This window comes from Undibacterium umbellatum (assembly GCF_014284125.1).
Classification (GTDB): Bacteria; Pseudomonadota; Gammaproteobacteria; order Burkholderiales; family Burkholderiaceae_D; genus Undibacterium; species Undibacterium umbellatum.
Genome location: NZ_JACOFX010000002.1, coordinates 212,029 through 227,752 on the forward strand (window position 1 = coordinate 212,029; position 15,724 = coordinate 227,752).

Consider the following 15,724-nt stretch of genomic DNA (forward strand, 5'->3'; position numbering starts at 1 on the left):
CATCCCAGCATGCCCAGTCTGCTTGTTCTGGAATCAGATCAAGATATTCTTACCGCCAGAATCTGAATTGCAGGCGGCCACTTTGGTAGTCTTTGTTCACTATTTTTAGCTTGCGATGGGCTGCATCAGGCTGGTTTGTCCAGCCGTCATCGCCTGTACACGTGTGACTGTAATGAAGACCGTCAGAGGCCGATAATGAACAATGCTGATGGCCTCAGAACTTACATCCTGACCAGCGTCGATTTACCAAACAGGCTTTCGATCAGGTCAACCGCCAGAACGGCGGTTTGATTGCGTACATCCAGTGCAGGGTTGAGTTCGACCACGTCCAGTGAAGCCATCAAGCCGGTATCAGCCACCATTTCCATACACAATTGTGCCTCTCGATAGCTAGGGCCACCGAGTACGGCAGTACCAACACCGGGAGCGATGCCAGGGTCCAGGCAATCAAGGTCAAAGCTCACATGCAAATGGGTATTGCTGTCGAGATTCGCCAAGACGGAGGCCATGACATTGCGCATGCCGTATTCATCGATGTAGCGCATATCGAATACCTGCATGCCCATTTCATGGATGAACTTGCGCTCACCATCATCGACGCTGCGTATGCCTATCAGGCGGATATCTGCGGGTTGGATGGCGGGAGTCTGGCCACTGTAGTTGATCAACTCTTTGGGGCCATGACCCATCAGGCAGGCGACAGGCATGCCGTGGATATTGCCGGTAGGGCTGATAGTCGAAAGGTTGCTGTCAGCATGGGCATCAAACCATAAAACGCGCAGTTTCTTGCCAACACGACGGCAGTGGGCTGCCACCGCGCTGATGGAGCCTATGGCCAGACAATGATCACCACCGAGCATCATGGGCATATGGCCTTCCTGTAAGGCCTTGTCGACGGCATCGTACACGGCCTGATTCCAGTCTATCGCCTCTTTGAGGTGGCGCAGACCATTCACTGGTTGTTCCCAGGGATTGGCCGGACCATGCAAATTGCCATGGTCGATGACTTTCAGGCCGCGTGCCGTCAAAGCCTCGTTCAGGCCTGCCACACGTAATGCGTCGGGCCCCATGCCCGCGCCTCTGACGCTTGCGCCTACATCGGTAGGCGCTCCAATTAAGGAAATGGTTTTCATTCGTTTCTAGTGTAATGCCGTGGTCAAGTTTGACTTCAAGCGTTTATTGGTACTGCACAATCTGTATTGCTACGGGCAGGGCTGGCAACATTGGTGCTTGTTACTGCCATCCCCATACCAAACAGGTCTTTCGGGTTCATCATTTCAGGGATCAGATCCAGTACCGGTGAATTGGCCTGCATGACATATTTTTCCAGATAACGCATGGCAGAAAAATCTTCCAGTGCAAATCCTACAGAATCAAATACTGTTACTTGCTCTGCATTGCTGCGACCAGTAGCATTCCCTGCCAGGATAGTCCACAGTTCGGTCACCTTGAAATCTGCCGGCATTTGCTGCAATTCACCTTCTATGCGGGATTGCGGTTCATATTCCACTACCACATAGGCGTTACTCAAAATATCTGCATGCAACTCTGTCTTGCCTGGGCAATCTCCACCGACGCCATTAATATGCATGCCGGGCTCTATCATTTCCGGGGTCAGTATGATGGCATTGGTTTTGTCTGCTGTCACCGTCGTTACTATGTCCGCACCTTTGACTGCCTCGGCAGTGGAACTGGCGCGTACCACGCGTAATTCTGGATACATACGCAAATTATGAATTAATTTGTCAGTTGCTGCAGGGTCAATGTCATATACACGCAACTCTTTAATGCCCAGCATGGCATGAAACGCCACTGCCTGAAACTCGCTTTGCGCACCATTGCCTATCAGTGCCATGACACAGCTGTTTGGCCTGGCCATATAAGTCGCTGCCAGGGCCGAGGTGGCGGCAGTGCGTATGGCAGTTGTCAGTGTCAATTCTGACAGCAGGCGAGGGTAGCCGGTATTCACATCAGCCAGTACGCCAAAGGCAGTCACCGTCAGCAAACCAGCCTGGGTGTTCTTCGGGTGACCATTGACATATTTGAATGAATATTGGTTGCCGTCAGAGATAGGCATCAGCTCTATGACACCTACGTCTGAGTGATTGGCTACTCGCGCAGATTTGTCAAATGATTGCCAGCGCAAATAGTCTTCCTTGATCATGCCAGCCAGACGTGAAATGGCGTCTTCCAGTCTGGTCTTCTTCAAGTGGTTTTGCAGTTCTTTCGTGCCGATGAAGGTCACCATGATGTTCTCCGTATTTACCGTATTTATATTGGACTTGCGGGAACACATTTCAGAGGCTATTGCGAAATCACCCTGGTTTTCCTGATGTTGCGAGACTTTCATCCACTCCTTCGAAGAAGAGTGCGATTTTCTGAAAATCCACCAGACCCATTTCGCATCAGGCTCTTGCGCACCTGTTGTGCTATGTATTCTGTTTACCATTGTAGCCAGCCGGGCAAAGAATTAGATTGCTAAATGAGATGTAAATTTCATGTAAATAGAAATTAAGTTTCATATATCTGTAAATAATGTGTTTAAATTTCTCATTTAACGAAAATGACAAAATATCCTGAAAATCGGGATGTAGCCGGGAGATAAAAATGGACGTATATGACCGCAGTATCTTGCGCCATTTGCAACAAGATGGACGCATGAGTAATTTAAGCCTGGCTGAGCGCATACATTTGTCAGCACCACAAACACTGCGCAGGGTCAGGACGCTGGAAGAAAAAGGGGTGATACGTGCCTATGTTGCACAGGTTGCACCTGAGGCGCTTGGCCTTGGCGTGATGGCATTCGTGAACCTGTCACTGGACCGGGAACAGTTTCGCAATGTGCGCGAGGTTGAACGACAATTGAAGGCATTTCCAGAGATCATAGAGTGCCACACGATCTCCGGCGACTTTGATTACATACTCAAGGTCGTCGCCAGCGATTTGAAAAGCCTGTCGCAATTCCTGACAGACACCCTGATGCAGGTGCCTGGGGTTGCTTCATTGCGTTCCATGATTTGCATGGAAGAAATCAAGCCCGTCAGCGGACTGCCGATAGACTGATGAATCCGCGCTTTGCTATCTCTGCTTGCGTAAATTACGATAACGTTCCGCCCTGCTGGCGATGGTCGATATCAGTTTTTCGGGGTCTATGGGTTTGCTGAGAAAGTCATCTGCCCCGGTTTCTATGGCCAGCATTTCTTTTTGAGTTTCGCTGGACAAGAAGACAATGGGTATATCCAGGTAACGATTGTTTTGCCGAATTATTTGCGCCATTTCCAGCCCATTGCAAACTGGCATGTTCAAATCTGTCAGTACCAGCTCGGGTTTGAATTTCTTCAATGCATCCAGCACCTCGACAGGGTCATTGATGGATTTAACATGCATGCCGGCACTGCTTAGGATGGCCTCATAATAACTGGCCAGCATTTCATCATCGTCAACGACCAGGATGCGGTAGGCCATGACTTCATTTCTGGCAATTTTTTCATCTATCCTGGCGCTCAGCGCATCTGCATCCAGGGGTTTAAGAAAATAACCTTCGGCACCTTCGCGCACGGCAGCCAGTCTTTGCATGAAATCATCAATGGCTGAAACATAGATAACAGGGCAATTGCCGATAATCCGGTTACCGATTTTTTTTCTTGCAATTTCTCCTGCCGTACTATCTACGTCCATGACCAGAGCCTGTGGGGCTCTGACGATGATGGCAGATTGCAATTCATCTGCGTCGTCAAAACAGATCACTTCGTGATGGTGCAATTCAAGCGTCGTCGCCAGTTGTTGAGCTGCTTCATTGTCAGCAAAATATAAATACACCAGACTGTGATAGTCTGGCTGGTTCAGCTCTTCAAAGCTTTCTTCATTGCTGACTTCTTGCAGTCCTGGGAAATCGTTGTCCATGATAGGGTGACTTAGTCCTGGTAAGTGGATGATTCATAGTCGGGCGATGTCGCCCCACAAGTGGCGCATGGTGAATTTGACTGGCACCTGGTCGCGGTGCAAGACTTCACGGATACCCATCAACGGCTTTTGTGTATCGCGCCTGATTGGCATCGACAAAGGTGTGCCACGCGGCCCAAGCAGTGCGTGCACCAAGGGTGTCGTAGTGGTCGCACCTTTGCCTGTCACGACCGCAGTTTCGCCGCTTTCCAGCTTGACGAAAGTCCCTATCGGGTAGGTGCCCAGTTCCTTGATAAATACCGTAACCAGCATGGGGTCTATCTTGGATTTGCCTTCCACCAGAATGTCACGCAGCGCTGCATTCGGCAGCATGGATTTGCGATAACTGCGGGCGCAGACTCGTGCGCAATAGCGGTCAGCAAGGGAAATGATCTTGGCATTCTGCGGGATATCGGCACTGCTTTTTTTTTCCGGGTAGCCACTGCCATCTTCGTTTTCATGATGATGCAAGACCCAGGAAAGCCAGTCTTCATTGTCAACGCCCGCCGCACGCAACATCCTGACAGCGGTTTCCGGATGCTCAGAAATCAGCTGCTGTTCTGATGCGCTCAATGTCTCGCTTTTTTCCTGCAATTTTTCTTGCTGCCTCAGCATGGCAACATTCATGGTCAGTGCTGCTGCCCCCAGCATGAGCATTTCATCGGCAGGTTTCTTGAGTGTACGGGCAATGAGCAAGGAAACGACGGCGGTATCGACCGAGTGTCGTGGGCCGTAATTATCATCCTGGTTCAACAGGATGCAACCTAGCGCAACATCAGGTGCCATGAAGACCGCCGCACCCATTTTTTTTGTCAGGGATATCAGTTGTGCTGGTACATCCGCTTCTGTCGCCAGGTTATAGACCAGCCTGCGTAATTCAGCACGCACAGCATTGATTGTGCGCACGACTGAGGGAGCTTCGCTGGCTTTTTCTACCGTTTTACCATCACGCAGACCCGCGTCAGACTTGCCGGTATCTGCAAACAGGCCACGCTCTATGAGCGCTGATACCTGATTCGGGCTGGTGACAATAAAGCCTTTGCGCAATAATAAGCTGCCGTCACTGCCATACACATCCCATGGCAAGGCTTGCCCTATGACAATGTCAGACATCCCTATACGTCTGGTTGACATGCCTACCTCTGCAGGTGAGTGAAGCGGGAGAAACAAGCATACTGTTTTTGCCAGCAACCTTGTTGGCTATAAGGATGCGAACTAACTAGACCGCATCTCGTTCAGTGCAGGTCTACTCTAGATGCTAGCAGAAAACATCAGTTGTACTTGTTATCAAATGTCAAGAATGGGCTTTCTGTTGCTCTGGCACACTTGTGCGGTGCACCGTAATGTAGTCATTGCCTGATCGACTTATACAGTGCGCTTGGCGCCTGCCAGGGCGCAACCGAAAAATATGAAGGTGGCAGCACCAATTTTGTTCATATATGAGCCGCCTTTTTCCGAGGTCAGCCAGGTTTTGGCCCGACTGGCAAAAATTGCGTAGCCACTATGAATGACAATAATCAGACTACTATAAGTCATGACCAGTACCGCAAACTGTAAGCCAAAACTCATGGCTGGGTCGATGAATTGCGGGAATACTGACAGGAAAAAGAATATCGCCTTGGGGTTGGTCATTTGTAAAGACAGGCCTTCCAAAAAACGTTTTTTGAAGCTGGCTTCATGGGCATTGCCTTCAGTGAAGCGAAAGGCAGGTGCACGCCAGAGCTTGATGCCGAGAAAAATCAAGTAAGCAGCGCCCAGCAGCTTGAGTGCGGTAAATGCAGTAGCTGATGCTGCCAGGATGACACCCACACTGGTAGCAGAAATTGCGGCTACAATCAAAGCACCAAAGGAGATGCCCAGGATGCCGCCAAAAGTGCCGCGCATGCCATAGCGTAAAGCATTTGTCAGTGTCATGACTACACCAGGACCAGGGCTGAACACGGTGGCTGCTGCCATCAGCAGGAATAATGGATACAGTTTCATTGCGGCCCTCCCTAGTTATGTCATGGCATAAATTGTACTCCTGAATATTTATGCGAAAGGAATACAGATTTGATCAACGATGGAGTAACAGATGTTCACTTTGATCCTTCGTCCAAGGTGAAATTTATCGAAAAGATAATTTCCCATGTGTTGGATGAGGGGTGGGGAAGTGACCTGCAATTACATTCAGCGCAAGGTACTCTCCCCACCCTTGATACGGCCAGGCTTAGTTCACGCTAACAAAGACTGGATTGGAATAGAACCACAGACTGGCGTAGTTACGGTCATTGATCTGGTTGTGGCGCGTCGGGTTGTCAGTGGTCGTGATTTTGGCATCGGCCAATGGTTCACCATTTTCTGTCATGTCTGCGACGTTGATGCCGAGGTTGGTGCCACGCAAGCGCAGGTACTGATTTTTCTGCACAACCATCTGGTACTTGATGACGTAGAAACCTTCAGCGTCTGTTTTCCAGTCGGCGCTGGTGAAGCGTTTCAAAACTTTGGTGCTAGGATTGCTTGCCACATTGTAAGCACTGGAATCCGGTGCCGCCTTCCTGCCAACATCACCCACGATCAGATCCACATGATCCACCTTCGGTGCCTTGTTGGCAGATACGCCACTACCGAGTGGAAATTCATAATTATTCCTGGCCGGGCTTTTGAAACGTATGGTGACATCAACCGTGCTGCCGTTCGCTACCTTCAGCTCTTGTCCCATGTTTTTTACATCGCTGGCATTATTGACATTACTGACGGTAAATTCCATGGCATTGATAAGGTCGCCAAATACGCTGAACATTCTGCCTGACTGCAGGCTCTTGATCAATTCATTCACGCCTGCTTTCTTGTCGTTCATCCACACATAGTTCTTCGCGTATTCGCCCGGGAAGTAACCACTGCTATTGCCTGCGTCATCGATTTTAAAATGGGAGTCAGAATCGGCAATATTCCAGATGCGACGACCTTCACCCAGCAAGGCATCCCATACACCGCCCACTTGCGCGACGATGGAATCAACCCCACCATAAACACGATTTGGTTTGTTGGCATCGGTATAGCTGGAGGTATAACCACCTCGATCTGGTTCCATCTGGTTGCCGACCATGCCTTCTATCGAGAACATGATGTTGGGTGCCATGTCATTCATCGAGCGGAAGTCGGCAATCGTGTATTTGCCGGGATTGCGCGAAGGATGGTTGATTGTGATAAAACTGGTATCAGGATAATTTTTCTTCAACCACGAGATGGCTTGCAAGGCATCTGCTGCCGTGCTGTTGAAACGTTGGGGATATTTCGCTTTCCACTTGCTGACATCCGCCGCATCAAATTTGCTGTCTTCCAGCGTGGTGAACAGATATTGAAATTCCTTGGCCGCTGACGTAGACGAAATCAATTTGCCATCTACTACATCAAAAATGCTGACGCCTAGATGATCATGCGTAGGCATATCCCATTCAAAACCTGAGAAAATGGTTTTGTCTGCATAGCGACCAGATGCCTGCAAGGCTTTGATCCTGGGGATTTCATAGGATGCCATGCCATATGCAAATGGTACCGGGTTTGTCAGGGGGGCACCGTTGTTGTCATATTTTGAGGAACGCAGGTGGTTCGTAATAGCCGTCCAGTCCAACCCATAGCTGGTAAATGCTTTATCTAGTACTGTATCTAGCGTTTGTGTTGTGCGGGCGTCGTCGGACTGTATGGTGTGTACATGCAAGTCACCGGTTGTCCATCCAGCAGCTGAAGTGGCAGGGAGGTCAGGTTTTTGTGCTTGGGCGGTACTGTCAGACGAGCTACCGCAGCCATGCAGCAAAAAGACAGTGGACGGAATAACAAAAGAAATAGCAATCAAACTCAAATAGCGGGGACGCATTGGAAATCCTTTTCTCTGGGGCGTATGAATCTACATACGGCAAATTAAATATATTTTCCGTATATGAGAGAATTATAGGAATTGACTGTGACGCTATAATTACAATCGATTTCATCAACGAGAAACCATCGCAATATGTCGAATGAGTTTTGGGATATACGCACATGATCGAAGCGTCATGAGCGAAAAAATGAGTCATGCCCACAATCGAGCGGAGCATTTAATTCGTGAAGAATAGTTGGGCCCGCAGGACTTTACGCGGTTTCCAACGGAAAACGAGTCGCGTGTTCAGGCGAAAGCCGTCAACAACGACTCGTCAAGGGCTGGGTTTAATGTGCCTTGGCGAAACGCAGGGCAAATTTCTTAAAGTGGCGATAGCTGGCACCCAGGTCTTGCAGCGAGTCTATGGACTCAGTAATGGAGGCGCCTTGTTCGCTGAAATTACTTTTGAATTCTTCAAATGCTGCTTCGAGAACGGCGGCCAGTTGGTGATTGTACATACGTCCAAAATTCAGATGGCGTCTTTTGATGCGCATTTTCATGGTGTTTCCTTTCAGTTGAAGGGCGGATTATAGAGTAATCCTGGTGAGACTGGTATTCCCTGTTTTTTGGTTAAAATAATAGCAGGCGATTAATTTACTTAATCCTTTGTTTCTCCAGTTTACGCGCAAGCGTGCGTCTATGCATGCCTAGTCTGCGGGCTGTTTCGGAAATATTAAAATCGGTTTCAGCCAGAACTTCGTGAATTCTTTCCCACTCCAGATTCTTGATGGAGGTGGAGCGATTCGTGATTTCTACCTCTGCTGTGCCAGCGACATGTCCAAAAGCGGCTTCAATATCATCGGTGTTGGAGGGTTTTGACAGATATTGACAAGCGCCTAGTTTGACTGCTTCCACTGCAGTCGCAATGCTGGCGAAACCTGTGAGTACAACAATCAGCATATCGGGATTGTGTTGATGCAAAAGCTGTACGCATGCCAGTCCGGAAGAGTGTCCATTCAGCTTCAGGTCAACGACAGCATACTGCGGCCTATGATCTGATAATAATCTTTCAGCATCTTCCTTGCTGCTTGCGTGCAAGACAGTGTAATCGCGCCGCTCAAACGAGCGACCTAGTGTGCGGGCAAAAGCAGTATCGTCTTCGATAATGAGTAGCAGACGATTCTCTGGCATAGTAAAAAGATTCCTGAAGTTAAACCGGGATGTCGATGAGGTGCTGCAACGATGCAATTACGGAAATTGTGAGCTTCATCCTTGTCGGGGGTGTGCCGTTGCCGCCAATCTTAATGGAAAATCCCGGTTAAAGCATAATCGCCGACAGTGGCAGGCTCAATTGTACGATGGCGCCGCCTTCTTCGCGGTTGGATGCCGTGATATGACCACCTAGTTTGCGGGCCACGTTGACGACAAAAAATAATCCCAGGCCGCTGCCGGGGCGACCTTTGGTAGATTGGTACGGTTCACCTATGCGTGACAGGATGACGGGATCAAAACCAGGACCATGATCGACTACAGTAAATATCAGCGAATCGTCACGACGCACGGCTTCCATGCGCAGCCATTCTGGGGATGCTTCCAGGGCGTTGTCGAGCACGTTGCAGACCATTTGCTTGAGCGCGGTATCAAAGACGATGGGGATGTCTTCTTTGATTTGATTATCGAAACCAAATGAGACGATAGTTCGGGTCGCTGTAAATTCTTGTATGAGGTCATTCAAAAAAGTATTAATCGTTGTTTTGAGCGCAGACTCGCCACGCGCCTCTCCCGCTGACAGCAATATACCGCTGACGATGCTTTTACAGCGTTGCAACTGTGTTTCCATTTCGCTGATCTCTTCCAGCAGATCGGGGTTTTTCTTGAATTCCGGCATGCGCCGCCAGTCACCCAGGATGACAGAGAGCGTTGCCAGTGGTGTACCCAGTTCATGCGCCGCACCAGAAGCCAGCAGACCCATGCGCACGATATGATCTTCTTCCACCGCGCGTTGATGCAGATCAGCCAGTTGAACATCCCGCGCATGCAGGTTGCGGCCTATGCGGGTGATAAAGAATACCAAAAGGGCCGCATTGAGCATGAAGCAAATAATATAGCCAGCTACGTATAAGTGTGACAGTCCGCCGTTTTCACCCGGCGGCAGGGTTAAGGGTTCAGAAAACAGTGAGAGTCCGGCCAGGCAGGCACTGGTGATGACGACGATGATCCAGGTGGACCAGGCTTCCAGCAAGACTGCACTTAAAATCACTTGCAGCAGATACAGAAAAGCAAAGGGATTCGACGTACCTCCGCCGAAGTACAACTGGGCCGTCAGGCTGAATACATCGATCAGCAAGGCAAAAACAAGTTCGCCATTGGTTACGTACACGCGCTCGTGCCAGCGCAAGTGGCTGGCAATATTAAAGCCTATCAGGCAGATCAGCACAGCCAGCATTTTGACCAGGGGCAACTGTATGCCAAAGCCAAACATGACGATCAAAATAGTGGATAACTGACCAAACACGGCAAGCCAGCGCAACTGTATAAGCTGCAACATGTTCTTGTGACCTGCAGAGTTTTCGTACGCTATCGCAATAGCAGACTGGTTTTCTGGTGTTTTTGTTGCGGTTTTTGCCACTATGCCTTGCCCGATGCTATGAGGAGGTATTTTTCTTGTCATGCTTGCCATGTCCCGTTATTGTGCTTTTTAGTGCATGCTAACAGATCATGGGCTATATATTAAATTTGCAATCCCAGCCCGGTTTATGCGGTATTACCCTTCATTGGAGGTGCTGGTGTTGTTTCGATGCCGGATCACATATACCCAGGCAGCTGCCGTCATTGCTGCCAGCAAGAACCAGACGATGGCGTAAATTAAATGATTATTGTGGAAATGAATCACGGTCAGGCCTGCAACCGGGGTGTTGGCTAAAGCACCATTTTGCTGAGTGCCGAGTTTGTTGTTGTCTGGGCCTGCATCGGCATCGATAAAGAAAGGGGCGGCCCTGGTTAAGCCAATTGCAGTAGCAATGGCGTTCACATCGCGTGAATACCAGCGGTTGCCAGCAGGATCATTTTTTCTTAAAAATCCTCCGCCCGGTTCTGTCATGCGCAATAGGCCAGTGACCTGAATGCTACTTGCATCCAATGTGGCGAGGCGATCTTTTCCTGACGATGCCCTGTAAGATGCGGCCATTTTTTCCGGGATGTAACCACGGTTAATCAGGATCGTAGCGCCATCTGCAATTGCCAGTGGCGTCATGACCCAAAAGCCGCCTCCTAATTCCGTGGTGGCTTGCGTCAAAACCGTTTTCTCATGCAGGAAAACACCGCTGGCCTGCACATGGCGGTACTCGTCTGCACTTGCATTGATGTTTGGCCATACTGAAAAACCTGGGATGGGTACAGGTGCTGCATGTACACGCTGCTCAACTCGCTCAATCAGATCGAGCTTCCATTGAAGGCGCAGCACCTGCCAGGTGCCGAGAGAAATGAAGCCTGCAAAAATAACTGCCATGCAGGCCGTGAAGCCCAGTCTGAATAAGCGGGAGCGATGGGAAGGCTGACCTGTCTTTGGTGTCAGGTCAGTTTTTTTTCCAGTGCTTCCTTGTTCATGCTCGTTCATTGCATGGATGGCATGGACTTCATATTGTCCGCAGCGGGCTTGGGCATTGGTGCAGCATTGATCGATTGCGGCTTTGTTTCTGTTTCATGCATCATGCCGGGCATCATATTGTGATTCAGGTGATACATTACCCACAGTGATCCGCTCATCATGATAAATACCAGCATGCCGGTAAATAGCAAGGCCAGCATGGTCCAGCCACCTTCGGATTTGCTATTCATGTGCAGGAAATACACCATGTGCACCACGATTTGCACCGCTGCAAATACCAGCAGGACTATACCTGTGGTACTCGACTTGTTCATGACTTTGCCCATGACCAGCCAGAAAGGGATAGCGGTCAGGATCACGGCCAGGACAAATCCAGTTACATATTCTTTCAGGCTGCCATGGTTGGCGTGCGTATGTCCGTGGTGACCATCATGATGATTACCATGACCATGCGCCATGTGTTCTTGGTGTGCGCTCATGGCAAGACTCCCATCAAATAAACAAAGGTAAATACACCGATCCAGATCACGTCCAGGAAATGCCAGAACATGGACAGGCACATCAGTCGCCTGCCATTTTCTGGAGTCAGACCATGACGACCAATCTGGAACATCAGGGTGACGAGCCAGATAATACCGAAAGTCACGTGCAAGCCATGTGTGCCAACCAGGGCAAAGAAGGAGGTCAAAAAGCCACTGCGCTGCGGGCCTGCACCTTGATGTATCAGGTGTGCAAATTCATACAGTTCAAGACTGATAAAACCGGCACCCAGCAAGCCGGTAATACCTAGCCAGATCAAAGTGGCTTTAACACGCTTGCGCTGCATTTCCAGCATGGCAAAGCCATACGTGATCGATGACAACAACAGCAAGGAGGTATTGACGGCAACCAGCGGCAAGTCAAACAGTTCTGCACCGGTCGGGCCACCTGCATAGTTGCGGCCAAGTACGGCATAGGTTGCAAACAGGCAGGCGAAGATCAGGCAATCGCTCATCAGATAAAGCCAGAAACCGAGCAGGGTGCCGTTTTCCGGATGATGTTCCTTGACATAAAAATCGCTGCTGGCAAGTCTGCCTGCTTGTGAATTTGCACTGGTATTCAAGTTCATACCCTCGTTTGGAAAAGTTGCAGTATCAGACATGGGCGGCACCTAATAAACGTGTACGTTCGCCTTCTGTGCGTATGACATCGGCAACAGGAATATAGTAATCGCGTTTGTAATTGAAGGTATGGACGATGATGGCTGCCATCATGACAACGAAGCCCAGTACTGCCGGTACCCACATTTGCCAGATCAAGGCAAAACCACATACCGCACTCAGCAAGGCGATGATGAAGCCTGCACCTGTATTCTTGGGCATGTGTATAGGTACAAAACCATCCGTAGGTCTGCTGTATTGATTGCTCTTCATATCTGCCCATGCATCGTTGTCATACACTTTTGGTGTGAAGGCAAAGTTATAGGCGGCAGGAGGTGACGAGGTTGACCATTCCAGCGTACGTCCACCCCATGGATCACCTGTAAAGTCGCGCAGCAAGTGACGGCGCTTGAAGCTGACATACAACTGGATGATAAAGGACGCGATACCCAGAGCAATCAGGAAGGCACCGAAAGCCGCAATCTGGAACCATATTTGCAGGGATTGATCTTCAAAATGGCTCAAACGTCTTGTCACTCCCATCAGGCCAAGTACATATAAAGGCATGAAGGCGAAATAGAAACCGATAGTCCAGAACCAGAAGCAGCATTTTCCCCAGAAATCATCGAGTTTGTAACCAAAAGCTTTTGGGAACCAGTAGTTAATACCAGCGAACATACCGAACAGCACGCCACCGATAATGACGTTATGGAAGTGGGCAATCAGGAACAGGCTGTTATGCAAAACGAAGTCAGCAGGTGGTACTGCCAGCAACACCCCTGTCATGCCACCAATAACGAAAGTGATCATGAAGCCTATGGTCCACAACATCGGCAATTCAAAACGGATACGACCACGGTACATCGTGAACAGCCAGTTGAATATCTTCGCTCCGGTAGGAATCGAGATAATCATGGTCGTGATGCCGAAGAAGGAATTGACACTCGCGCCAGATCCCATGGTGAAGAAGTGATGCAACCATACCAGGTATGACAGAATCGTGATCACCACGGTTGCATACACCATGGAAGTGTAGCCAAACAAACGTTTGCTACAGAATGTCGAGACGATTTCAGAGAATACACCAAACGCAGGCAAGACCAGGATGTAGACCTCTGGGTGACCCCAGATCCAGATCAAGTTCACATACATCATGGAATTTCCACCCAGATCATTGGTGAAGAAATTGGTGCCGAACATACGGTCGAGTGACAACATGCCCAATACTGCAGTCAGGACAGGAAAGGCTGCCACGATCAAAATATTGGTGCACAGTGCAGTCCAGGTAAACACTGGCATCTTCATCATCGTCATGCCAGGGGCACGCATTTTAATGATGGTGGCGATCAGGTTGATCCCCGAGAGCAGAGTGCCTACACCAGCGATCTGTAGCGACCAGATATAGTAATCGACGCCAACGTCCGGGCTGGACAGGATGCCGGACAAGGGCGGGTAGGCCAGCCATCCAGTCCGGGCAAACTCACCTACGAACAGCGAGGCCATGACCAGGCCGCCGCCAAAGGCAGTCATCCAGAAACTGAAGTTATTCAGGAAAGGAAAAGCGACGTCACGTGCACCGATTTGCAACGGCACTACGTAGTTCATCAAACCTGTCACCAGCGGCATCGCTACAAAGAAGATCATGATCACGCCATGCGCGGTAAAGATCTGGTCATAGTGATGGGGCGGCAAGAAACCTGCAGAGTCACCAAAGGCCACTGCTTGCTGTATGCGCATCATGATGGCATCAGCAAAACCGCGCAACAGCATCACCAAGGCAAAAATCACGTACATGATGCCTATCTTTTTATGGTCGATACTGGTAATCCAGTCGCGCCACAACATACCCCAAAGACGGAAATGTGTCAGTGCTGCAAGAATGGCGATGCCACCGATAGCGACGGCAATAAAGGTTGCCAGCAGGATAGGATCATGAAGGGGAATTGCATCCCAGGAGAGACGGCCGAAGATCAACTTCGTCAAATCGATATGGTCTTGCATCATTTATTTCCGATGATAAGAGGGGTTGCTTTGCAGAGGTCAGCTTCTAAACTTGCTAACAATCGGGCATTGCGTGCGGCGTTATCCTGTTCCAGGCGTTGCGTAAACAAATTGCTGAAATCCATTTTTGCATCAGATGCGGCATAGGCTCTGGCATTTGCCTTGGCATCACTCATCATCATTTTGTCCATGCAGACTTCACCGGCACTGACGCAACGGTTAAGGATGGCATGATACAAATCTGCATCGACACTGGCGTAATGGCGTACTGGTTCGCGTTCGCTTGGCTTTTCCAGTTTCAGATAAGTCGCACGGTCCAGCGTTTGCGTCTTGGTTTTGGCAGCCTGCACCCATTGTTCAAAATCCTGGGCAGTCATGCCATGAAACTTGAAGCGCATGTCGGAGAAGCCTGCGCCGCTGTAGTTTGCTGAAAAACCGTCAAACTCGCCCGGTTTGTTGATCACCGCGTTGAGCGTCGTCTGCATGCCAGGCATGGCATAGATCTGGCCTGCCAGTGCCGGGATGAAGAAGGAGTTCATGACATTCGATGCAGTAATCTTGAAGCGTACAGGTACGTCTACAGGCGCTGCGAGTTCATTAACTGTGGCAATGCCAAGGTCGGGGTAGATGAACAACCATTTCCAGTCCAGCGCTACCACTTCGACATGCAATACCTTTGTATCGGCGGGAATCGGGCGATTTTCGTCCAGGCGCGATAGATTGCGATAGGGGTCAAGGGTATGCGTGCTGATCCAGGTGATCATGCCTAGGGCGATGATAATCAGCAGTGGCGCACCCCAGATCACCAGTTCAAGCTGGGTGGAATGATCCCAGTCTGGTTCGTACTTTGCCGAAGTGTTGTTTTGTCTGTAACGCCAGGCAAACAAGATGGTCAAAAAGATCACTGGCACAATGATCAGTAACATCAATAGGGTAGACACCCAGATCAGATGGCTTTGTTGAGCGGCGATATCACCTGATGGATTCATTACCACCGTGTTGCAGCCCGCCAACAAAATTGCAGAAAAAACAGCAAATCCGCGTCGTGCAAATAAGGGAATCATATTGAGATAGGTCAATGATTGTAGAAATTTGTGCTAATGTACCCTTACAAAAAGGCCTTGGCGATTGGACGTTTTGTCCTAGTTTTCAAATAAGCATTAAAATTGGAACATCGCACGGGAGCCAGACTATAAT

At 49.5% G+C, this 15,724-nt stretch carries 15 protein-coding genes; 1 reads left to right on the forward strand and 14 read right to left on the reverse strand.

Features of this window, described 5'->3' with window-relative positions:
- Window positions 1–221: 221 nt before the first annotated feature.
- Together rocF and H8L47_RS05475 are read right to left on the reverse strand one after the other, a co-directional pair.
- Complete coding sequence (gene rocF / locus H8L47_RS05470) at window positions 222–1,133, reverse strand: arginase (protein ID WP_186952216.1); 912 nt, start codon at window positions 1,131–1,133, stop codon at window positions 222–224.
- A 35-nt stretch (window positions 1,134–1,168) separates the two neighbouring features.
- Window positions 1,169–2,248 carry an ornithine cyclodeaminase gene (locus H8L47_RS05475; RefSeq protein WP_186952217.1) on the reverse strand — a complete coding sequence of 360 codons (1,080 nt, stop codon included), beginning with the start codon at window positions 2,246–2,248 and terminating at the stop codon, window positions 1,169–1,171.
- 359 nt (window positions 2,249–2,607) lie between these two features.
- On the opposite strand from H8L47_RS05475, the gene H8L47_RS05480 reads away from it, so the two are divergent.
- Window positions 2,608–3,063, forward strand: coding sequence for an Lrp/AsnC family transcriptional regulator (locus H8L47_RS05480; protein WP_162057814.1), 456 nt, complete (start codon window positions 2,608–2,610; stop codon window positions 3,061–3,063).
- A gap of 15 nt (window positions 3,064–3,078) precedes the next feature.
- Here H8L47_RS05480 and H8L47_RS05485 read toward each other — a convergent pair whose 3' ends face one another.
- The 12 genes from H8L47_RS05485 to cyoA all read right to left on the reverse strand — a co-directional run bounded on the left by H8L47_RS05485 (window position 3,079) and on the right by cyoA (window position 15,591).
- Window positions 3,079–3,903 carry a response regulator gene (locus H8L47_RS05485; protein WP_186952218.1) on the reverse strand — a complete coding sequence of 275 codons (825 nt, stop codon included), beginning with the start codon at window positions 3,901–3,903 and terminating at the stop codon, window positions 3,079–3,081.
- A gap of 33 nt (window positions 3,904–3,936) precedes the next feature.
- Window positions 3,937–5,076 carry an HD-GYP domain-containing protein gene (locus H8L47_RS05490; protein ID WP_230413601.1) on the reverse strand — a complete coding sequence of 380 codons (1,140 nt, stop codon included), beginning with the start codon at window positions 5,074–5,076 and terminating at the stop codon, window positions 3,937–3,939.
- Between the two features lie 231 nt (window positions 5,077–5,307).
- Window positions 5,308–5,925: a LysE family translocator gene (locus tag H8L47_RS05495; protein WP_186952219.1), complete on the reverse strand. Its 618-nt coding sequence runs from the start codon at window positions 5,923–5,925 to the stop codon at window positions 5,308–5,310.
- Window positions 5,926–6,151: 226 nt separating this feature from the next.
- The gene (locus tag H8L47_RS05500; RefSeq protein ID WP_222616421.1) at window positions 6,152–7,798 is read right to left on the reverse strand and encodes an S-layer protein; all 1,647 of its coding nucleotides are present in this window, start codon (window positions 7,796–7,798) and stop codon (window positions 6,152–6,154) included.
- Window positions 7,799–8,127: 329 nt separating this feature from the next.
- Window positions 8,128–8,340: a hypothetical protein gene (locus H8L47_RS05505; protein WP_186952220.1), complete on the reverse strand. Its 213-nt coding sequence runs from the start codon at window positions 8,338–8,340 to the stop codon at window positions 8,128–8,130.
- 94 nt (window positions 8,341–8,434) lie between these two features.
- Window positions 8,435–8,971, reverse strand: coding sequence for a response regulator transcription factor (locus H8L47_RS05510; protein WP_186952221.1), 537 nt, complete (start codon window positions 8,969–8,971; stop codon window positions 8,435–8,437).
- 127 nt (window positions 8,972–9,098) lie between these two features.
- Window positions 9,099–10,451, reverse strand: coding sequence for an ATP-binding protein (locus tag H8L47_RS05515; protein WP_186952222.1), 1,353 nt, complete (start codon window positions 10,449–10,451; stop codon window positions 9,099–9,101).
- A 93-nt stretch (window positions 10,452–10,544) separates the two neighbouring features.
- A complete protein-coding gene (locus H8L47_RS05520) occupies window positions 10,545–11,396 on the reverse strand; it encodes an SURF1 family protein (RefSeq protein WP_230413602.1) in 852 nt (283 codons plus the stop codon).
- Complete coding sequence (cyoD, locus tag H8L47_RS05525) at window positions 11,393–11,866, reverse strand: cytochrome o ubiquinol oxidase subunit IV (protein ID WP_186952223.1); 474 nt, start codon at window positions 11,864–11,866, stop codon at window positions 11,393–11,395. Before cyoD ends, H8L47_RS05520 begins: the two co-directional genes overlap by 4 nt.
- Window positions 11,863–12,495: a cytochrome o ubiquinol oxidase subunit III gene (cyoC, locus tag H8L47_RS05530; protein WP_230413647.1), complete on the reverse strand. Its 633-nt coding sequence runs from the start codon at window positions 12,493–12,495 to the stop codon at window positions 11,863–11,865. The genes cyoD and cyoC overlap by 4 nt, the downstream gene beginning before the upstream one ends.
- 25 nt (window positions 12,496–12,520) lie before the next feature.
- Window positions 12,521–14,527, reverse strand: coding sequence for a cytochrome o ubiquinol oxidase subunit I (cyoB, locus tag H8L47_RS05535; RefSeq protein ID WP_186952225.1), 2,007 nt, complete (start codon window positions 14,525–14,527; stop codon window positions 12,521–12,523).
- Window positions 14,527–15,591 carry a ubiquinol oxidase subunit II gene (gene cyoA, locus H8L47_RS05540; protein WP_186952226.1) on the reverse strand — a complete coding sequence of 355 codons (1,065 nt, stop codon included), beginning with the start codon at window positions 15,589–15,591 and terminating at the stop codon, window positions 14,527–14,529. The genes cyoB and cyoA overlap by 1 nt, the downstream gene beginning before the upstream one ends.
- Between the last annotated feature and the right edge of the window lie 133 nt (window positions 15,592–15,724).